Here is a 21,471-nt window from a genome sequence, read left to right on the forward strand (position 1 = left end):
TTTATAAGTTTTTTAAAGCTTGCTTAATGATAGACTCTACTGAAGCATCTGGTGTTTGCTTAATAATTTTATCCACCACTTTTTCTGCTGACTTACGTATAAAGCCAAGTACTTCTAAAGCAGATAACGCTTCATCCTTATTTGTATTGTTAATAACCGGTAAAACTTCATCAATATTATATAATTTTAGAACTTTTTCTTGAAGATCTAAAATTACACGTTGCGCTGTTTTGGCACCAATTCCTTTTACAGATTGAATTGTCTTAACATCTGCAGATGCAATAGCTTGTAATAATTCCTTTGGGGAAACTGAAGATAGCATATTTCGAGCTGTATTACCTCCAATACCTGAAACAGATATTAAAAGCTTAAATAACTCTCTTTCAATTTTATCGCTAAAACCAAAAAGAGTGTGTCCATCTTCTTTAATTTGTAGAAAAGTATATAATTTTAAGTTTTCAGAGGAACCTATTTGTGAAAAAGTATGCAGGGAAATATGGATAAGATATCCAACTCCCCCGCAATCTATCACCACTTCTGTGGGTGTCTTTTCAACTAATCTTCCTTGAATATGTGCAATCATCTCGTCTAATTTTACTTCAAAAATAGCAAATAATTATTAACTATTCAGTAACATTCCACACGAGTGTTAAACTAATCGTAAAGACCGTTTCTTATTTCTTTTTTCTATTGTCGCGAACTTGTGCATCTACTACTGCTACAGCAGTCATATTCACCATTTCATCAACACTTGCTCCTAATTGGAATACGTGAGCTGCTTTGTCTAACCCCAAAATAATTGGTCCAATTGAAGTTGATTTATTTAGTTCTTTCAACATTTTATAAGTAATGTTTGCTGAATCTAAATTAGGGAACACAAGTGTGTTTACTGTTTTATCAACTAATTTTGAGAATGGGAATTTCGCTTTCAACATTTCTTTGTTCAATGCAAAGTCCATTTGAATTTCTCCATCAACTACCATATCAGGATGCTGTTCGTGTAAGATGCGTACTGCTTCTTTCATTTTTGCTGGTGATGCATTTGCTGCTGATCCAAAGTTAGCGTGTGATAACATTGCAATTACAGGTTCCATACCAAACATACGAACTGTCTTCTCTGTCATTACAGCAATTTTAGCTAAATCTTCTGCTGAAGGGTCTGGATTAATAGCTGTATCAGCTAAGAACATCGGTCCTCTTTTTGTCATCATCAAGTTTGTAGTAGCTACTTTAGTAACTCCTGCTGCTTTTGGTATCAACTCTAAAATTGGTTTTACAACCGTAGGGTAATTTCGTGAGAAACCTGTTAATAAAGCGTCTGCTTCTCCTTGGTTAACTAACATTGCTGCAAAGTAATTACGCTCAATCATCAACTTAGTTGCGTCATACAATGTAATCCCTTTGCGTTGTCTTGTTGACCAATAAGCTTTAGCAAATGCTTCACGTCTTTCTTTTTGTTCTTCTGATTTTGGATCAATAATTTCTAAATCAGCAGTAAACTCAATACTTTTCTTTAAATCAAGAATTGTCTCTTTATCTCCTAAAAGGATTGGAATTGCAATTCCTTCTTCATAAGCAATTTGAGCTGCTTTTAAAACATCTAAATGATCTGCTTCAGCATAAACTACGCGTTTTGGCTCTACTTTTGCACGGTTAATAAGCATTCTCACAAGCTTATTATCGCTACCCATACGAACTTCTAACTCTGATTTATACTTGTCCCAATCAGTAATAACTGCATCTGCTACACCTGTTTCGATAGCTGCTTTTGCTACTGCTGGTGGAACTACAGAAATTAAACGTGGATCAAATGGTTTTGGAATAATATACTCTCGACCGAAAGTAAACTTTGTTTCACCGTATGCTATATTAACTTGTTCTGGAACTGGCTCTTTAGCTAATTTAGCTAATGCTACTACAGCTGCCATTTTCATTTCTTCGTTAATTTTCGTTGCTCTAACATCTAAAGCACCACGGAAAATATAAGGGAACCCTAAAACGTTATTAACTTGGTTAGGATAATCAGATCTACCCGTTGCCATAATAACGTCTTTACGTGTTGCCACTGCAAGATTATAATCTATTTCAGGTTTCGGATTAGCCATTGCAAATACAATTGGATTCTCACTCATTCCTAAAAGCATCTCTGGTTTTAAAACATCAGCTGTAGATAATCCAATAAATACATCTGCTCCTTTTAAAGCATCTGTTAATGATATATCACCATCGATTGCAAACTCGCGTTGCAAATCAGAAATACGCTCATCATTTTTCTTTAATACACCTTTACTATTAAACATTTTGATGTTCTCTTGCTTAACACCAAATGCTACATAAAGTTTAGCACAAGCGATTGCTGCAGATCCAGCACCCGATACAACCATTTTTACATCTTCAAGCTTCTTACCTGCTAACTCTGCCGCATTGATTAATGCTGCAGCTGAAATAATAGCTGTACCGTGTTGGTCATCGTGCATCACAGGAATATTTAATTCCTCCTTTAAACGTCTTTCAATCTCGAAAGACTCAGGCGCTTTAATATCTTCTAAATTAATTCCTCCAAAAGTTGGAGCAATATTTTTAACTGTTTCAATAAACTTTTCAACATCAGTTGTATCAACTTCAATATCGAAAACATCTATATCTGCAAAAATTTTAAATAATAAACCTTTCCCCTCCATTACTGGTTTTGAAGCTTCAGGCCCAATATCACCAAGTCCTAATACTGCAGTCCCGTTTGAGATAACTGCTACTAAATTTCCTTTAGCAGTATATTTGTAAACATTATTTACATCTTTGGCAATTTCTAAACATGGCTCAGCAACTCCAGGTGAATATGCTAATGCTAAATCTCTCTGAGAAGAGTACTTTTTAGTCGGAACTACCTGAATCTTACCAGGTACAGGTTCCGCATGGTACTTTAATGCTTCTTTGCGTAAACTATCTTTGTTCATAAATTTTCATTTAACATGATAAACAAAGGTAGCATTTTTGCCTAATAATCAAAATTAAGTAATTCAGTCGGCTAAAAATTTCATATTTCGCAATAATCCATCATATTTAGTCCTCTTTATTGCAGATTTCTTAAATATTTCACTGAATGTCTCTTTTGTCAATTCACGCCATTCCCTTTTTTCTAAGCGCATTAACTCATTATTGGGAATAAAACGAGGCTCATTATGTGGCTTTGCAAAACGATTCCAAGGACAAATGTCTTGACAAACATCACAACCAAACATCCAATCATCCAATTTGTTAGCAAATTCTGTTGGAATATCATCGCGTAATTCTATGGTTAAATATGAAATACACTTACTACCATTTACAATATACGGACTCTCTATTGCACCTGTCGGACAAGCATCAATGCATTTAGTACAAGTCCCACAATGATCTGTTGTTGGCCCATCAGTTTCTAAATCTAAATCGATTATTAACTCTGCTATAAAAAAGAAAGATCCATTCTTACGATTAATCAAGTTGTTGTTTTTTCCTACCCAACCTAAACCACTTTTTGCCGCCCAAGCTTTGTCTAAAACAGGAGCAGAATCAACAAAAACACGTCCATCTACATCTCCTATTTCACTTTGAATAAAATAAAGTAGCTCTTTTAACTTGTCTTTTATTACATAATGGTAATCTTCTCCATAAGCATATTTAGAAATCTTATAAGAATCTTCTATCTGCGTTTCTTCTGGATAATAGTTTAAAGTAAGTGAAACAACACTTTTTGCCCCCTCTACAAGTAAACGGGGGTCCAAACGCTTGTCAAAATGATTTTCCATATAACTCATTTGACCATGCATTTGTTTATTTAACCAACGCTCTAAACGAGGAGCTTCTACTTCCAAAAAATCAGCTTTGGAAATTCCACAAGACATAAAACCTAAACGGAGAGCTTCAGCTTTAATCAATGCAGCGTGTTTGCTCTTATTTTCTATCATAGTTTATAACTATTCGTCAAAAAGTCCTCCTTGACGAGTAACTCGCTTTCTTCCTAAATGCTCAAAAGCCTTATCAGTAACTTCCCTACCTCTTGGTGTACGTACAATAAAACCTTCTTGAATTAAATATGGTTCATATACTTCCTCAATTGTTTCTCCATTTTCAGATACAGCAGTTGCTAAAGTTGACAAGCCAACCGGTCCTCCTTTAAACTTATCAATAATAGTCAAAAGAATTTTGTTGTCCATCTCATCTAAACCGAATGAATCTACATTTAACGCATTCAAAGCATATTGCGATATAGCAATATCTATTCTACCATTACCTTTAATTTGCGCGAAATCACGTACACGTCTCAATAATGCATTTGCAATACGAGGTGTACCTCTACTTCTTCCGGCAATTTCAATAGCTGCTTCTAAATCAATTGGTACTCCAAGAATTGAGGCACTTCTTTCTATAATTGTAGCCAGTAATTCTTTGTTGTAATATTGCAGCCTACTTTGAATACCAAAACGAGCACGCATTGGTGCTGTCAGTAAACCTGAACGAGTTGTAGCTCCTACTAATGTAAACGGATTTAAATGAATTTGCACTGACCTTGCATTAGGCCCTGATTCAATCATTATATCAATTTTAAAATCTTCCATTGCTGAATATAAATACTCCTCTACAATAGGACTTAATCGATGGATTTCATCAATAAACAATACATCTCTTTCTTCAAGATTAGTAAGTAATCCAGCTAAATCACCAGGTTTATCCAATACAGGACCCGATGTAATCTTAATACCTACATCTAACTCATTAGCTAAAATATTAGCCAAAGTTGTTTTTCCTAAACCGGGAGGTCCGTGAAACAAAGTATGATCCAAGGCTTCGCCACGTTGATTAGCTGCTTCAACAAAAATCTTTAAATTTTCCAAAACAGAAGCTTGACCAGCAAAATCATCAAATGATAGTGGTCTTAACTTTTTTTCTATATCATTCTCTTCTGGAGAAAAATGTTTATTAGTAGGGTTCAAATTCTCATTCATATCGCAAAGATAAATTAAAATATCAATCTCTTAAAAACAAAAAAGGTCATCCAGATGGATGACCTTTTTTATATATAATAGACAAGCTATTTCTTAGTGATGTAATTGCTCTTCACCTTCAATAAAAGGCATATTTTGAGGAGCAAAGTCTTCAGGTAAACCTGGTTTACTGTAGTCATAAGGCCATCTGTAAACAACTGGTAATTCACCTGGCCAGTTACCGTGAATATGTTCTACTGGTGTAGTCCATTCTAAAGAGTTACTTCTCCAAGGGTTCTGAGTAGCTTTCTTACCATAGAAAATACTATAGAAGAAGTTCCATAAGAACACTAATTGGAAAGCAGCCCCTACTAAAGCGAACACAGTAATTAACACGTTCACATCGTAGAACTCATCAAACAATGGGAAAGCAGTGTTTGAATAGTAACGACGAGGTAATCCAGCTAATCCGATGAAGTGCATTGGGAAGAAAACTCCGTAAGCACAAACTGCAGTTACCCAGAAGTGGATATAACCTAAGTTCTTGTTCATCATTCTTCCAAATAATTTAGGGAACCAGTGGTAGATACCAGCAAACATTCCGTAAAGAGCAGAAATACCCATTACTAAGTGGAAGTGAGCAATAACGAAATAAGTATCGTGAACGTTGATATCTAATGTTGAGTCTCCTAAAATGATCCCTGTTAAACCTCCAGTAATGAAAGTTGAAACGAAACCTATACAGAAAAGCATAGATGGGTTCATTTGGATATTACCACTCCAAATTGTAGTGATATAGTTAAACGCTTTTACAGCTGATGGAATTGCAATTAACAATGTTGTGAAAGTAAACACAGATCCTAAGAATGGATTCATTCCCGATACGAACATGTGGTGACCCCAAACGATTGTTGATAAGAAAGCAATACCTAAAATTGAAGCAATCATCGCACGATAACCGAAAATTGGTTTACGAGCGTTACATGCAATAACTTCTGAAGTAATACCCATTGCTGGTAAGATTACGATGTAAACCTCAGGGTGACCTAAGAACCAGAATAAGTGCTCATACAATACTGGAGAACCTCCTTGGTAATGTAATACTTCTCCTGCTAAATAAATATCAGATAAGAAGAATGATGTTCCAAAGCTTCTATCAAATAATAATAATAAAGCAGCTGATAATAATACAGGGAAAGAAACGATACCGATGATAGCTGTAGTAAATAAAGCCCAAACTGTCAATGGTAATCTTGTCATAGACATTCCTTTTGTTCTTAAGTTAATTACAGTAGCAACGTAGTTTAAAGATCCCATTAAAGAAGATGCGATAAAGATTGCCATTGAGATTAACCATAAAGTCATCCCCATACCTGATCCAGGAATTGCTTTTGGTAAAGCACTTAATGGAGGATAAACTGTCCATCCAGAAGATGCTGGTCCTCCTTCTACGAATAATGATAAAATCATAATTACTGCAGAAATAAAGAATAACCAATAAGAAAGCATATTCAAGAATCCTGAAGCCATATCACGTGCTCCAATTTGCAATGGAATAAGTAAGTTCGAAAACGTACCACTTAAACCTGCTGTTAATACGAAGAATACCATAATCGTACCGTGCATTGTTACTAATGCTAAGTACGCGTCATTCTTCATTACTCCATCAGGAGCCATTTTATCACCTAATAACCATTTGAATACTGTAAAAGATTCTTCTGGCCAAGCGATTTGCATTCTAAATAAAAGAGACATCACAATCCCTATGATTCCCATAACAATACCTGTAATAAGGTATTGTTTGGCAATCATTTTATGGTCTAAACTAAATACATATTTAGTAAAGAAGTTTCCTTTATCATGATGATCATGAAGATCGTGATCATTAATAATTTCGTGTCCTTCTGCTGACATAGTTAAATTGATTTTAATACGTGAGTTTTATTTTACTACTTGAGCGATAGCTTCAGAATCAACTTCTACTTCAGCTTCCTCTACTGCTGGTACAGCTGGAGCCTCTTTAGATTTTTTCTCTTCAGCAACTTGATTTCCTAATGTAGGAAGTTCTTTTAACCAAGATTCAAATTCTTCAGGAGTTTCAACAACTACCTTCATTTGCATATTATAGTGAGATGCGCCACAAATTTTATTACATAATAATAAGTAATCAAATGAATATGGATCTAAAGCCTCTTCACCTTTAGCGATTAAATCTTGACTTCTATCAGCTCTAATATTGTTAATATTATTTACTTTCTTAACAATTTCCTCACGAGTTCTCATCTCTTCTGTTGTCACAGTTGGAGTAAATGCGAACTGAGTTACCATCCCAGGAACACAGTTCATCTGTGCTCTAAAGTGAGGGAAGTAAGCAGAGTGAAGAACGTCTTGTGAACGGAATTTCAATACAACTTTCTTTCCTAATGGTAAGTGTAATTCTTTTGCCATTTTATCGTCATTAGCATTTGGATCTGACATATCAACTCCAACTACATTGATTCCCTCGATAAAACGAACGTTTGCTTTTCCTAACGTATTGTCTTGTCCTGAGTAACGAACATCCCATCCGAATTGTTTAGCATAAACTTCAACAATTAAAACGTCTTCTTCCTCATCAACAAACATAATGTCATTCCAAGCAAATAATCCGTAAAGGATTAAACCTGATAATGTAATAACAGGGATAATTGTCCAAATAGCCTCTAATTTATCATTATCTGAAAAATACTTAGCTTTTCTACCTTTCACTCCACGACCTTGGAATGCAAAGTAGTGTAATAAAAATTGTGTAAAAATTTGAACGATGAAGATTAATCCCATTGAAATCCACATCAAGTTGTCAACTTGTGTACCGTGCTCTGAAGCAGGGTTACTCATCAAAGGAAAGCTACCATACTCTACTAAACAAAAAATAGTAAAAATGTAGATAAATCCTAAGAAAGCGAAAGTTAAATAACCGTTGATGTTATTATCTTTCTCATTTGCGATTTCCGCATTTGTGTCATTAGGACCAGAACCAACTTGAGTTAAATCAAAGATCTTAGTCAATTGCCAAATAGCAATACCCAATAACACAACTACAGCTAATATTAATAAACTTGTCATTTGTTTATTTTTAGATATTAATAGTGAAAATGTTTACTCTCTTCAATCAAAGGATTGTTCTTAGCTAACAACGGTGCTTTTGCAAGAGCTGTAAATCCAACATAGATAAATAATCCAATGAAGAACATTAATGCAGCAATTTCAGGAACACCGATAAACCAAGATCCTCCTACTGTACCTGGAGAAATCATCATAAAGAAGTCAATATAGTGACCTATGATGATACATACACCAGCCATAACTACAATCCAAGTTAAACGTTTGAAATCTGTATTGATTAATAACACTAATGGCAATACAAAGTTCAATAACAACATTCCGAAGAATGGTAAGTTATACTCTTGAATTCTAAAGATGAAGTAAGTTACTTCCTCAGGAATATTAGAGTACCATTGTAACATAAATTGAGAGAACCAAAGATAAGTCCAGAAAATACTTAATCCAAACATAAATTTAGCTAAATCGTGAATGTGAGAAGTATTAACAAATTCTAAATATCCTTTGTTTTTTAAGTATAAAGTTACAAATGCGATAGTTGTAATAGCAGTTACAAAGAAACTTGCGAATACATACCATCCGAATAATGTACTATACCAGTGTGTATCGATTGACATAATCCAATCCCAAGATGCCATAGACTCAGTTACGATGAAGAAAGCTAAGAATCCAGCAGATGCTTTAAACATCTTTTTGTGGAATACTAAGTCTCCAGTTGCGTCTAAAGCTAATGATTGTTTACGAGCATAAATTCTATAAATATTCCATCCTGCTAAGTAAACAACAGCTCTAATAATAAAGAAAGGAACGTTTAAATATCCTGTTTTACCTTGGATAACTGTATCGTGCGCTACAACGTTAGGATCTGCCCAAATAAATAAATGGTTGAAATTAAATACAGATAATAACAAAATAACGAAGAAGATTATAGAACCAGGTAATACATAAGCTGATAAACCTTCCATTACTCTGAAAAGAACAGGAGACCATCCTGCACTTGCAGCGTAATTAATAGCGTGGAACGCTAAAATACCTACAGACACCAACATAACAAAAATACATGCTACGTACAAAGCTGTCCAAGGTTTGTTTTGCATTTGAGTCAAAACGTGCTCTAAATGCTGTTGATGAGCTTCGTGATCTGCATCTGAAACCGAAGAATCGTGTCCAGAAACGTGACTCGCACCACCATCATGATGCGCTTGCTCAGTTAAGATCTGCTCTACTTCAGCAGTAGTCTTTGGTGCACTGAAGAATCCATATGCAATCCCTACAAGTCCTAAGACCATAAGAACCATTGCAAAAGTCTTCAAGTTTTTTGAAAATGTGTACATATCTAAACTTTCAAATAAGTTTTACAATTTATTATTCTGATTTCAATTTTAAAACGTAATCTGTAACTAACCAACGCTCGTGTTGATTTAATTGATTAGCATGAGATCCCATTGAATTCAAACCATAAGTAATTACATGGTAAATACCTCCTTCTGTTAGCTCTCTATCTTTATAGTTAGGAACTCCCAAGAATTTCTCTCTTTTTACCAAATTACCTTTTCCATCTCCTTTTGCACCGTGACAAACAGAGCAGTAAATTGTATACAATTCTTTACCTTTCTCTAAGTCTTTCTCCTCAGCAGATAATGGTGATTTCAAGTTAGCTTTTGCACTTGCTAAACCTTCTGGAGTATTTGCATACTCCTCAGGTTGAAATCCGCGAGGTACAGATCCTTCTGCAGGAATCTGTCCTTCTTTACCGTTTTTAAATACTGTAGTTGGAACTTCAGAATATGTCTCATATGCAACTGATTCGTACATATTAGGCATAAATTGATAGTTAGGACGCTCTTTATTAAAACAAGAAGTAGTCAAAACTGATACTCCTACTAAAGCTACAATTTTATATATCGTTTTCATTCTACAATTACTTTTCAATTACTTTTACTTCAACTGCACCAGTTTTTTTGAAGAACTCAATAGCTGACTCTTCGTCGCCATTTAAAGCTACCTCCATTAAAAAGTGATCATCTGTAGTTCTAACATCTGGATTCTCAGCTTTTTTGAAAGGCCATAATTTACTTCTCATGAAGAAAGTAAGAACCATTAAGTGAGCTGCAAATAAAACTGTCATCTCGAACATAATTGGAACGAAAGCTGGCATATTTTGAATGAAGCTAAAACTTGGTTTACCTCCAATATCTTGAGGCCAGTCAACAATCATAATAAAATACATCATGAAAGTACCAAAAGACAAACCTACCAAACCATATAAGAATGCACAAATTGCAAGTCTTGTTGGTTTTAATCCCATTGCCTTATCAAGACCGTGTACTGGGAATGGAGTGTATATTTCCTCAATATGATGATGAGCAGATCTTGTTTCTTTTACTGCATCTAACAATACATCATCATCATTGTATAATACGTGAATTACTTTGTTACTCATAATGATTAATGATTTAAAGATTGATGATTCTCTTTAGAGTCTCTTGCTTTCTTGTAATATTCACCAGAAGATTTTAAGATAGTTTTCACCTCTGCCTGTGCAATTACAGGGAAACTTCTTGAATACAATAAGAACAATACAAAGAAGAAACCGATAGTTCCAATATAAATACCAGCATCTACGAAAGTAGGTTGGAACATTGTCCATGAAGATGGTAAGTAATCTCTATGTAATGATGTAACGATAATTACGAAACGCTCAAACCACATACCGATATTTACAATAATCGAAATAATGAATGAGAACATAATGTTTGTTCTAATTTTCTTGAACCACATAACCTGTGGAGAAATTACGTTACAAGTCATCATTAACCAATATGACCACCAGTAAGGTCCTGTAGCACGGTTTAAGAATGCGTATTGTTCATACTCTACTCCTGAATACCAAGCTACCCATAACTCTGTAATATAAGCAACACCTACGATAGATCCTGTAATCATTACAATGATGTTCATCAACTCGATGTGTTGAACTGTAATGTAAGCTTCTAAGTTAGAAACTTTTCTCATAATGATTAACAACGTGTTTACCATTGCGAATCCAGAGAAAATAGCTCCAGCTACGAAGTAAGGAGGTAAGATTGTAGTGTGCCATCCAGGGATAACTGAAGTAGCAAAGTCAAAAGATACAATCGTGTGTACAGAAAGTACCAATGGAGTAGCTAAACCAGCTAATACTAAAGATACCTCTTCGAAACGTTGCCAGTCTTTTGCTCTACCTGACCAACCAAATGATAAAATTGAATATACTCTTTTTGTGAATGGCGTAATTGCTCTATCACGTAACATAGCGAAGTCAGGAAGTAAACCAGTCCACCAGAAAACTAATGATACTGATAAGTACGTTGAAATCGCGAAAACGTCCCATAATAATGGTGAGTTAAAGTTTACCCATAATGAACCAAATTGGTTTGGAATAGGTAATACCCAGTAAGCTAACCATGGACGTCCCATGTGAATGATAGGGAATAAACCTGCCTGAACTACAGAGAAAATTGTCATTGCCTCTGCAGAACGGTTAATAGCCATTCTCCATTTTTGTCTAAATAATAATAATACGGCTGAGATAAGTGTACCAGCGTGACCGATACCTACCCACCAAACGAAGTTGGTAATATCCCATGCCCAACCTACAGTTTTATTTAATCCCCAAGTACCAATACCTGTACCAACAGTGTAAGCCATTGAACCTACACCCCATAAAAAAGCTACTAAAGCTATAGAGAACACTGTCCACCATAATTTATTAGCTCTTCCTTCTACAGGTCTAGCCACATCTACAGTTATATCGTGATATGATTTTTCACCAATAACTAAAGGTTTTCTAATGGGTGCTTCGTAATGTGACGACATAATCCTTTATATGTTTCTTTAATTAATAATTCTTTTAACTTAGATATTTCTAACTTTTACGTGGTAGAAAACATTTGGTTTAGTACCAATGTGCTCTAACAAGTGGTAAGATCTATCAGACTCAGCTAATTTAGTAATTTCTGATTCTTTATCGTTCACGTCTCCAAATACCATAGCTCCGCTTGAACAAGCTGCTGAACACGCAGTTTCAAATTCGTTTGCACGAACTGCTCTACCTTCATTCTTAGCTTTTAATACAGTTGCTTGTGTCATTTGAATACACATTGAACATTTTTCCATTACCCCTCTTGAACGAACTACTACGTCTGGGTTTAAAACCATACGTCCTAAATCATCATTCATGTGGTAATCAAACTCACTATTTTGAGCGTATAAGAACCAGTTGAAACGTCTTACTTTGTAAGGACAGTTATTAGCACAGTATCTCGTACCAACACAACGGTTATATGCCATATGGTTTTGACCTTGACGACCGTGTGATGTAGCAGCTACTGGACATACAGTCTCACAAGGAGCGTGGTTACAGTGCTGACACATAATTGGTTGGAAAGCTACTTGTGGATTATCAGCTGGGTGCTCCAAGCTTTGGAATGCCTCACGGTATTCTCCAAATCCTTGCGTATTTTCTTTCAACTCAACATCTCCAGCGAATGTATCTTCAGATGAATAGTATCTATCAATACGCAACCAGTGCATATCTCTACTTCTTCTAACTTCAGATTTACCAACTACAGGTACGTTGTTTTCTGCATGACAAGAAATTACACAAGCACCACATCCAGTACAAGCATTCAAGTCAATCGATAAGTTAAAGTGGTGTCCTACTGATCTATCAAATGATTCCCAGATATCAATGCTTGAAGCATTTACCTCTTGGTGGTCATAAGATACTTTTGGAAGAATATTCCACTCTTCTACATCCTTCGTATTGAAGATCTCTAAAGTTGTATCTTTAACGATATCTCCTCTACTCATTAATGTATTTTGTAACTGAACACAAGCAAACTCGTGATCTCCACTTGCCTTAGCAATTGTTACATTTTGTACATTATTAAAGTTAGCATATAATTGGTATGCGTTTACACCAACTTGCATCTCTTCTTTTAATGCTGCTTTTTTACCATATCCAAAAGCTAAACCTAACGTTTTAGGCGCTTGCCCTGGTTGGATTAAAGCAGGAACGTTTTCAAGCTTAACTCCGTTAACTTCTAAAGTAACATAGCTACCATTTAAACCTCCGTTTGCAACGTGGTAATTTTTGATACCTAATTCTTCAGCGTCAACTCTTGCAATAGTTACGTAGTTATCCCAAGATACACGTGTAATTGGATCAGGGAACTCTTGTAACCAAGGGTTATTAGCTTGTTGTCCATCTCCCATTCCAGTTTTAGTGTATAACACTAATTCGAAATCTCCAGCTTTCTTAGCTTTAGCTAAATTAGCAGCAGCAGATGATAACTCGATGTTAGATGAAACTTTACCATTAGTACCAACAACAGCAAAACCATCGTGAACTAATTGGTTCCATGTTTTATCAGAAACTACAGATTTACCAACAGCTTTTACATAATCGTAGTAAGCTTCGTTGTTTCCACTCCACAATAATAAAGCGTCTTGGAACTGTCTTGTTTCAAATAAAGGACGGATTGTAGGTTGCATAACTGAATAATGACCTTTTTTGATCATTACATCTCCCCAAGACTCTAAGTAGTGAGGTGCAGCAGCAGCGATAGTAGTAACTAAAGCAGTTTCGTCTTCTTTCAAAGAGAAAGTAACTGAAGTTTTTACTTTACCTAATCCAGCTACGAATGCAGCGCTATCAGCCATTGTGTAAACTGGGTTTACTCCTGACATGATTAATGTATGAACATTACCAGCATTCATATCTTTAACAAGTTGTGCTACTTTAGCAGCATTACCTTGTCTAACGTATTTTGTTTGCTCTGGTAAGAAAGCTTCTGATTGTAATTTTTCATTGATAGCAAATACTACTAATTGAGCATCAACGTCATCAAGACCAGTTACAACAACACCTCTTGTACCAGCAGCTTTAAGTTGCTTAGCAGCTTTAGCGATTTCAGCATCATAAGCAGTAGCACTACTTGAAACTGAACCACCAACGATTTCATTATATAACTTAACTAAAGCAGCTTTTTGTTCAGCTACAGTTAAAGGAATTCTAACGTCAGCATTAGCTCCAGCTAAAGACATATTTGCCTCCATTTGGATATGCTTAGACATTTTTCCGTTTTTAGGAATACGATTATTAGCGTAAGCTGCATCATATCCTCCTCCTTGCCAATCTCCTAAGAAATCTGCACCAACAGAAACAATTACATCAGCATTAGCGAAATCGTAATCAGCTAATCCACGCGTTCCGTAAGCTTTTTCGTAAGCATCTGCAGCAGCAGAAGAAGAAACAGCGTCATAAACAACGTGTTTAGCAGTTGGGTTAGCAGCGATAAACTCTGCAATTAATTTATCAGTTGATGGACTTGCCATTGTATTTGTTAACAATACAACGTTTCCTCCACTTGATTTAGCATCTTGTAAACTTGCTTTTACTTTTAAATCAACCTCGTCCCAAGAAGCGTTCTTCCCTTCGATTTTTGGTTGCTTCAAACGTAAGCTATCATACATTGATAAAACTGATGCATTCACACGAGCATTAGCCCCTGAATATGCATTAGCAAGTTTATTGTTTTCAACTTTAATAGGACGTCCTTCTCTTGTTTTGATCAAAACGTTCACAAAGTCAAATCCGTCTGCTACAGTCGTTGCATAATAATCTGCAACACCAGGAATGATTTCTTCTGGCTGAACTACATACGGAATAGATTTTACAACAGGTCCTTCACAAGCTGCTAATGTTGCCGCAGCAGTAGAGAAACCTACATATTTCAAAAAGTCTCGACGAGTTGTAGATGAAGAAGACAATGTTTCTTTGTCTCCAAGAAATTCGTTAGTAGGAATTTCGTCAACAAATTCATTGTTTCTTAGCGTCTCAACAATAGAACTATTTTCATTCAGCTCCTCAACACTTTTCCAGTATTTTTTGTTTGATGCCATTGTATATATATATTAGCTTCTTATTCTTAAATAATTATTAATAGTGACATTTACCACACTCTAATCCACCCATTTGAGCTACTGTCAATTTCTCAACACCGTATTTCTCAGATAATTCTTTGTGAATTTTTGCGTAATACTCGTTGTCAGCTAACTTAACGTCAGTTTTTCTGTGACAGTCAATACACCATCCCATTGTTAATGGAGAGTGTTGTCTCATAATTTCCATTTCTTCAACTGGACCGTGACAAGTTTGACATTCTAAACCTGCAACATTCACGTGTTGAGAGTGGTTGTAGTATACAAAGTCAGGTAAATTGTGAATTCTAACCCATTTAACTGGTTTTTCTTTTCCAGTATATTTCTGAGCTGAAGCATCCCAACCTACTGCGTCATACAATTTTTGAATTTCACCTGAGTAAAATTCTGGTGTGTACTTACCGTAATCTACACCCTCATCTCCTGTAAATTCATTAATGTTTTTATGACAGTTCATACAAACATTCAAAGATGGAATTCCTGATGTTTTACTAGATCTCGCTGAAGAGTGACAGTATTTACAATCAATACCATTATCACCAGCGTGAATTTTGTGAGAGAAATGGATAGGCTGTACTGGCTCATACCCTTTATCAACACCAATCTGCATCATAAATCCATAAGCGAACCATGAACCTATTAATACAAAAACAATAGTAGAAACAATTACTAAGAATTGATTCTTAACGAATGCTTTACACAATGGAACTGTTTGACGTACTTCTTCAGTCAATCCATTAGCTTCAACAACCTTGTTTAATACCTTCTTAACGAAGAACAACATTGTTACTAATAGCATCAACACAACAACTAAAGCACCTAAAACAACAACGTTAGAAACATTATCACTGCTTCCTCCTCCTTGTTGTCCTGCAGCAGCACCTGCTACAGCAGCTTTAGGCTCTGCTTTTTGCTCTGACGTATAAGCTAAAATGTCATCAATATCCCCATCAGATAAACCTGGGAAGTCATTCATGACAATCTTATTCCAGTCATTAAAAAGCTTTACAGCCGTTGCATCTCCTGACTTAATAAGAGACGAACTACTTTTAATCCACTTGTGAAGCCATTCAACATCACCATCGTGACGTTCAACTACTCCTCGAAGAGCTGGACCAGTAGCATTTCCATCTAACTTATGACAAGCCGCACAGTTAGAATTAAACAATTCCTTACCTTTTGCTGCATCTTGAGCAAACGAAATTGTAGTAAACGATAGCATTAACGCTAAACAAAAGAATAAAATCTTTGAAAACGAATTATGGTTACCCACTTTTTTCATAGTTATAAAATGATTTTCAACTAAACTTGGTCTTATTTAACAGCCAATTAGACCGCTATCTTATACACCTTATTTACAAACTCCGACAAAAATACAATTTATGACTTACTCTTAAAACCTTTACAGTCGTTAATACATAATTTATACACGTTCTAAATAGGTAAAAATAAGGGCATTTTCAAGAATATTTGTAATTTTGTCCAAATCACTATTCATTATGAGAATTTTAAGAATTTTTATCGCCTTAACTCTTATACTAATTACTAATAACACAATTAGTGCTCAAAGTAAAAATACAGTAATAAATGAGCCTGTGGCTATAAAAGAGTTAGTTAACAAGAAAAAACAGGTTAATACTTCTACAATTGTCAATGACAAATACAAAATTCAGATTTTTTATGGAAAAAACTCTGATGCAAATGCCGCTATTTCAAGATTTAAAAGAAGCTTCCCTTCAACTAATGCAACTATAATTTACACTAACCCTTCTTATAAAGTTTTGGTCGGAAATTATAAAACAAGATTGGACGCAGAGAGAAACTTGAAAATAATTCAAAAAGAATTTGACAACGCTTTACTTATATACCCTGGTAAATAAGTAATAACTACATTTTAATAGAAAAGGCGACAAACGTATGTTTGTCGCCTTTTTCATTTTACTTTCTCTACTTCTCTATTTCCTAATGACCCGTACTGAAATAACTGTACAGTATAAAACAGGATTATCAACTATAACTGTATAGCTATAGTAGGACGAGGCATAATTTTTACATATCATTTAAATAGTGCTTGTATAGTGTATGTATACTCTATGTATAGTGGTTGTATACTTTTTATGTAAAAATATACAATGACTGTAGAAGCACTAAACATAAAATATACAAACACCAAAAATAACATTCGCAAAAAATGTTTTATCGATCAAGATAACTTCTACTATACAATCAAAGTGTATAAAATAAAAAGACAAAAAAAGAGCCCTTGGCAAAACACCAAGGGCTCTTCTGATATAATAGTTGATTAATACTATCCTACTAAATTGATAATCTTACCTGGAACAATAATAATCTTTTTAGGTTCTCTTCCTCCTAATTGTGCAATAGTTCTTTCGTCTGCTAATACAGCTTCTTGAATTTGCTCTTGTGTTAAGTCTAAAGGCAACTCTATTTTGAAACGCATTTTCCCGTTAAACGAAACTGGGTATTCTTTAGAACTCTCAACTAAAAATTCTGGTTTAAATATTGGGAACTCAGCTTCTGAAACAGAAGTTGTATTTCCTAACATTGACCATAACTCTTCTGCAATATGTGGTGCATACGGAGCAACTAATATCGCTAATGGTTCAAGAATAGCTTTGTGGTGACATTTTTGTTGAGATAATTCATTCACACAAATCATAAATTGAGAAACAGATGTATTAAATGAGAAGTTCTCAATATCTTCTGTTACTTTCTTAATTGTCTTGTGTAATGATTTAAGCATATCTGCACTTGGTGCTTCATCTACTACCACAACTCCATTGTCATCTGCATATAATCTCCACAATTTTTTCAAGAATCCAGCAACTCCAGAAATACCTGCAGTATTCCACGGCTTAGCTTGTTCTAATGGTCCTAAGAACATTTCATATAAACGCAACGTATCTGCTCCATATTCGTTACAAATATCATCTGGATTTACAACATTGAAGTAAGACTTTGACATCTTTTCTACTTCGTGCCCTACAATATACTTACCGTTTGCATTTAAGATAAATTCAGCATTTGCGTAGTCTGGACGCCATTGTTTAAAAGCTTCTGTATCTAATTCAGATGAAGAGTTCACTAATCCTACGTATGCGTATAATTGTTGTACTTTTTCATCTTTAATCATATCCTTAGAGATAAAAGTATTTGTTCCATCAATGCGGTAAACAAAGGCAGAAGTACCTAAAATCATCCCTTGGTTAATCATTTTCTTAAACGGTTCTTCTGTTGGCGCAACACCAATATCTTTTAAGAACTTATTCCAAAAACGACTATATAACAAGTGTCCTGTTGCGTGTTCGCTACCCCCAATATACAAGTCAACATTTTGCCAGTATTTCAATGCTTCTTCTGATGCAATATCTTCTGTATTTGAAGGATCCATATAACGCATCCAATACCACGAAGAACCTGCCCAACCTGGCATTGTATTTAATTCTAATGGAAAAATTGTTTTCTCATCAATTAAAGCGTTATCTACTACTTTATTATTTACAGTATCCCACGCCCATACATTTGCATTTCCTAATGGCGGTTGACCATCTTCTGTTGGCAAATACTTTTCAACTTCAGGTAAAACGATTGGCAAATGTTTGTTGTCAATCATCTTAGGCAACCCATTTACATAGTAAACTGGGAATGGCTCTCCCCAATAACGTTGACGAGAGAAAACAGCATCGCGTAAACGATAATTCGTTTTTCCTGCTCCTTTTCCTAATTCTTCTAAAGCAGCAATAACTTTTGCTGTAGCTTCTTTATATCCTAATCCATTTAAGAAATCAGAATTTTCAAGTACAAATCCTTCTTTTTCAGCAAATGCTTCTTCTGAAATGTCTTGATTAAATATGTTTTTAATTGGAATATTAAAGTGTTTTGCAAATGCATAATCACGACTATCTCCTGCAGGAACTGCCATAACCGCACCTGTACCATAACCAGCTAATACGTAATCCCCAATCCAAATTTCAATTGGTTCTTTTGTAAAAGGGTGTTCTGCATATGCCCCTGTAAATACACCTGAAATTGTTTTAACATCAGCCATACGATCGCGCTCACTTCTTTTAGAAGTTGCTTCTATATAAGCCTCAACTTGAGCTTTTTGCTCTGGTGTAGTAATTTTCATCACTAAGTCGTGCTCTGGAGCTAAAGTCATAAAACTTACACCAAATACAGTGTCAGGACGAGTTGTAAACACTTCTATTGTGTCTTCTCCTTCTTTTAAGTTAAAAGTAATTGAAGCTCCAACAGATTTACCAATCCAGTTACGTTGACTTTCTTTAATACTTTCTGTCCAATCTAACGTGTCTAATCCTTGTAATAAACGTTCAGCATAAGCAGAAATACGCATACTCCATTGCTTCATTTTTTTACGCACAACAGGATGTCCTCCACGCTCAGATAAACCATCTTTTATTTCGTCATTAGCTAAAACAGTTCCTAAAGCTGGACACCAGTTTACTTCTGTTTCTGCTAAATATGTTAATCTATATTGTAAAAGCACCGTTTCTTTTTTGTCTGCAGTAAGCGCATTCCACTCATCTGCTGAGAACACAGCGATATTATCTGCACATACTGCCTCTACATTTGCATTACCTTCTTTCTCAAAAACAGCAACTAAAGACGCAATAGATTCAGCCTTATCAGTAGCTTTATTGTACCAAGAGTTAAACAATTGGATAAAAATCCATTGTGTATGCTTGTAATAGTCAGCATTTGATGTACGTACTTCACGACTCCAATCAAAAGAAAAACCAATCTTATCAAGCTGTTCTCTATAACGAGTAATGTTAACATCTGTTGTCACTGCAGGATGTTGTCCAGTTTGAATAGCATACTGCTCAGCAGGTAAACCAAAACTATCATAACCTTGTGGGTGTAGTACATTAAACCCTTTATGACGTTTGTAACGAGCAAAAATATCCGATGCAATGTACCCAAGAGGGTGACCTACGTGTAGTCCTGCTCCAGATGGATAAGGAAACATATCTAACACATAATACTTTGGCTTGTCTGATTCATTTTCAGTTTTGAAAGTTTGATTTTCTCTCCAAATTTTTTGCCACTTAGCTTCAATTTCGTTTGGATTATATTTCATACTATTTAAATATATAATTCTATTCAACAATCTCATTTAGTGCTCCGATTATACGAAAAACCACGTCAATTCACGCAAAAATAAACTATATTTATAACAATTAGAAAACTTTAATCGTTATTGTCTTAATAAAAACATTTTTGTTTGCTATTTTTACGCACTTAAATTCTAATCTATGGCTAGTTCGTACGAAAAATACCAAAAACGAAAATTACTTTCGTCTTATTTTTCAGTCATTCTCAGTATTTTCTTGGTTCTCTTTTTGTTAGGGAGCCTAAGTTTATTCGTTATTAACTCTAAAAAAATCTCCGATAATTTTAGAGAAAACATTCCTATGACAATATTTTTTGAGTCAAATACAGCTAAAGCTGACTTAGATAAGTTTGACAACAAACTTTCTACAGTGGAATACGTAAAAGATTACACATTTGTTTCTAAAGAAGAAGCAGCTATTAGTCACAAAGAAACTCTTGGTGAAGATTTTGTTGAGTTCTTAGGGTTTAACCCTTTACAAGACTCTTTCGACTTACACCTTAAAGGTGATTATGTTGTAAAAGACAGCATTGATAACATTATCAAAGAATTACAGACTATAAAATCTGTAAGCGATATTACTTATGACAAACAATTAGTTGATCTTGTTAACGATAATATTAAAAAAATAACTAATTGGGTTTTAATTGCTGCTGGGATATTGACTATTATCTCGATGTTATTAATTAACAGTTCATTGCGATTATTAATTTTCTCAAGTAGATTTACTATCAAAACTATGCAGATGGTGGGCGCAACAAAACGCTTTATCAGAAGACCTTTTATTTGGCATAGTATGAAACTTGGTTTTATTGGTTCTTTTTTAGCTATCGGAGCTATTGTAGGACTAACTTTTTATATTGACAATAAATTCCCAGATTTAAATATTAATCCTACTGAAGATTATATTCCTCTTGTAGTAGTTGGTCTTGGTATTTTTATCTTAGGTACTATTATCACAAGTATTAGCACATTTTTTGCGACTCAGAGATTTTTAAACCTTAAATCAGATGAACTTTATTAATTATGAAAGATCAAAATAATAACATTCTCCTTTTTACTAAAAAGAATTACACTATGCTAATTATTAGCCTAATTGTGATTGCTTTAAGTTTTGTATTGATGGCAGGTGCTGCAAATGATGACCCAACTCAATTTAATGAAGACATCTACAGCTTTAGACGTATTCACCTTGCTCCAACCGTTTTTTTCATAGGAATTGGACTTGCTGTTTACTCAATTTTCAAAAAAGAAAACAAATAATTA

At 34.8% G+C, this 21,471-nt stretch carries 16 protein-coding genes; 3 read left to right on the forward strand and 13 right to left on the reverse strand.

The features are described from left to right. Position 1 precedes the first annotated feature (1 nt). From ruvA to BLT46_RS02245, 12 genes are all read right to left on the reverse strand, one after another. The gene (ruvA, locus tag BLT46_RS02190; protein WP_090405512.1) at positions 2–583 is read right to left on the reverse strand and encodes a Holliday junction branch migration protein RuvA; all 582 of its coding nucleotides are present in this window, start codon (positions 581–583) and stop codon (positions 2–4) included. A 91-nt stretch (positions 584–674) separates the two neighbouring features. Then, complete coding sequence (locus BLT46_RS02195; protein ID WP_090405518.1) at positions 675–2,954, reverse strand: NADP-dependent malic enzyme; 2,280 nt, start codon at positions 2,952–2,954, stop codon at positions 675–677. 63 nt (positions 2,955–3,017) lie between these two features. Further along, positions 3,018–3,944 (reverse strand): tRNA epoxyqueuosine(34) reductase QueG, encoded by a 927-nt coding sequence (gene queG / locus BLT46_RS02200; RefSeq protein WP_090405521.1) that lies wholly within the window; start codon positions 3,942–3,944, stop codon positions 3,018–3,020. Positions 3,945–3,953: 9 nt separating this feature from the next. Beyond that, entirely contained in the window at positions 3,954–4,982 is a 1,029-nt protein-coding gene (ruvB, locus tag BLT46_RS02205; RefSeq protein WP_090405524.1) for a Holliday junction branch migration DNA helicase RuvB, read from the reverse strand. 93 nt (positions 4,983–5,075) lie between these two features. Further along, entirely contained in the window at positions 5,076–6,875 is a 1,800-nt protein-coding gene (locus BLT46_RS02210; RefSeq protein ID WP_090405527.1) for a cytochrome c oxidase subunit I, read from the reverse strand. 27 nt (positions 6,876–6,902) lie between these two features. Further along, the gene (locus tag BLT46_RS02215) at positions 6,903–8,066 is read right to left on the reverse strand and encodes a cytochrome c oxidase subunit II (RefSeq protein ID WP_090405531.1); all 1,164 of its coding nucleotides are present in this window, start codon (positions 8,064–8,066) and stop codon (positions 6,903–6,905) included. Between the two features lie 17 nt (positions 8,067–8,083). Next, positions 8,084–9,397 carry a quinol:cytochrome C oxidoreductase gene (locus BLT46_RS02220; protein WP_090405534.1) on the reverse strand — a complete coding sequence of 438 codons (1,314 nt, stop codon included), beginning with the start codon at positions 9,395–9,397 and terminating at the stop codon, positions 8,084–8,086. Positions 9,398–9,428: 31 nt separating this feature from the next. Then, complete coding sequence (locus BLT46_RS02225) at positions 9,429–9,977, reverse strand: c-type cytochrome (RefSeq protein WP_090405537.1); 549 nt, start codon at positions 9,975–9,977, stop codon at positions 9,429–9,431. A 7-nt stretch (positions 9,978–9,984) separates the two neighbouring features. Beyond that, a complete protein-coding gene (locus tag BLT46_RS02230) occupies positions 9,985–10,506 on the reverse strand; it encodes a DUF3341 domain-containing protein (RefSeq protein ID WP_090405540.1) in 522 nt (173 codons plus the stop codon). Positions 10,507–10,511: 5 nt separating this feature from the next. Next, the gene (gene nrfD / locus BLT46_RS02235) at positions 10,512–11,921 is read right to left on the reverse strand and encodes an NrfD/PsrC family molybdoenzyme membrane anchor subunit (RefSeq protein ID WP_090405542.1); all 1,410 of its coding nucleotides are present in this window, start codon (positions 11,919–11,921) and stop codon (positions 10,512–10,514) included. Between the two features lie 39 nt (positions 11,922–11,960). Further along, positions 11,961–15,011 carry a TAT-variant-translocated molybdopterin oxidoreductase gene (locus BLT46_RS02240; protein WP_090405544.1) on the reverse strand — a complete coding sequence of 1,017 codons (3,051 nt, stop codon included), beginning with the start codon at positions 15,009–15,011 and terminating at the stop codon, positions 11,961–11,963. Positions 15,012–15,048: 37 nt separating this feature from the next. Further along, a complete protein-coding gene (locus BLT46_RS02245; RefSeq protein ID WP_090405546.1) occupies positions 15,049–16,332 on the reverse strand; it encodes a cytochrome c3 family protein in 1,284 nt (427 codons plus the stop codon). A 217-nt stretch (positions 16,333–16,549) separates the two neighbouring features. On the opposite strand from BLT46_RS02245, the gene BLT46_RS02250 reads away from it, so the two are divergent. Next, positions 16,550–16,930, forward strand: coding sequence for an SPOR domain-containing protein (locus tag BLT46_RS02250; RefSeq protein WP_090405549.1), 381 nt, complete (start codon positions 16,550–16,552; stop codon positions 16,928–16,930). A gap of 428 nt (positions 16,931–17,358) precedes the next feature. Here BLT46_RS02250 and leuS read toward each other — a convergent pair whose 3' ends face one another. Further along, entirely contained in the window at positions 17,359–20,172 is a 2,814-nt protein-coding gene (gene leuS, locus BLT46_RS02255) for a leucine--tRNA ligase (protein WP_090405910.1), read from the reverse strand. A gap of 175 nt (positions 20,173–20,347) precedes the next feature. Here leuS and BLT46_RS02260 point away from each other — a divergent pair, with 175 nt between their 5' ends. Continuing rightward, a complete protein-coding gene (locus BLT46_RS02260; protein WP_090405551.1) occupies positions 20,348–21,229 on the forward strand; it encodes a cell division protein FtsX in 882 nt (293 codons plus the stop codon). Positions 21,230–21,231: 2 nt separating this feature from the next. After that, on the forward strand, positions 21,232–21,468 hold the full coding sequence (locus BLT46_RS02265) for a DUF3098 domain-containing protein (protein ID WP_090405554.1): 237 nt from the start codon (positions 21,232–21,234) through the stop codon (positions 21,466–21,468). Positions 21,469–21,471: the final 3 nt, after the last annotated feature.

The organism is Myroides phaeus (assembly GCF_900099675.1).
Classification (GTDB): domain Bacteria; phylum Bacteroidota; class Bacteroidia; order Flavobacteriales; family Flavobacteriaceae; genus Flavobacterium; species Flavobacterium phaeum.

Bases quoted from the DNA above. Each gene is read 5' to 3' on its own strand.
- queG (WP_090405521.1), bottom strand. From the start codon at position 3,944: ATGATAGAAAATAAGAGCAAACACGCTGCATTGATTAAAGCTGAAGCT.
- BLT46_RS02215 (WP_090405531.1), bottom strand. From the start codon at position 8,066: ATGACAAGTTTATTAATATTAGCTGTAGTTGTGTTATTGGGTATTGCT.
- ruvA (WP_090405512.1), bottom strand. From the start codon at position 583: ATGATTGCACATATTCAAGGAAGATTAGTTGAAAAGACACCCACAGAA.
- BLT46_RS02225 (WP_090405537.1), bottom strand. From the start codon at position 9,977: ATGAAAACGATATATAAAATTGTAGCTTTAGTAGGAGTATCAGTTTTG.
- BLT46_RS02240 (WP_090405544.1), bottom strand. From the start codon at position 15,011: ATGGCATCAAACAAAAAATACTGGAAAAGTGTTGAGGAGCTGAATGAA.
- BLT46_RS02260 (WP_090405551.1), top strand. From the start codon at position 20,348: ATGGCTAGTTCGTACGAAAAATACCAAAAACGAAAATTACTTTCGTCT.
- BLT46_RS02195 (WP_090405518.1), bottom strand. From the start codon at position 2,954: ATGAACAAAGATAGTTTACGCAAAGAAGCATTAAAGTACCATGCGGAA.
- nrfD (WP_090405542.1), bottom strand. From the start codon at position 11,921: ATGTCGTCACATTACGAAGCACCCATTAGAAAACCTTTAGTTATTGGT.
- BLT46_RS02210 (WP_090405527.1), bottom strand. From the start codon at position 6,875: ATGTCAGCAGAAGGACACGAAATTATTAATGATCACGATCTTCATGAT.
- leuS (WP_090405910.1), bottom strand. From the start codon at position 20,172: ATGAAATATAATCCAAACGAAATTGAAGCTAAGTGGCAAAAAATTTGG.
- BLT46_RS02230 (WP_090405540.1), bottom strand. From the start codon at position 10,506: ATGAGTAACAAAGTAATTCACGTATTATACAATGATGATGATGTATTG.
- ruvB (WP_090405524.1), bottom strand. From the start codon at position 4,982: ATGAATGAGAATTTGAACCCTACTAATAAACATTTTTCTCCAGAAGAG.
- BLT46_RS02265 (WP_090405554.1), top strand. From the start codon at position 21,232: ATGAAAGATCAAAATAATAACATTCTCCTTTTTACTAAAAAGAATTAC.
- BLT46_RS02245 (WP_090405546.1), bottom strand. From the start codon at position 16,332: ATGAAAAAAGTGGGTAACCATAATTCGTTTTCAAAGATTTTATTCTTT.
- BLT46_RS02250 (WP_090405549.1), top strand. From the start codon at position 16,550: ATGAGAATTTTAAGAATTTTTATCGCCTTAACTCTTATACTAATTACT.
- BLT46_RS02220 (WP_090405534.1), bottom strand. From the start codon at position 9,397: ATGTACACATTTTCAAAAAACTTGAAGACTTTTGCAATGGTTCTTATG.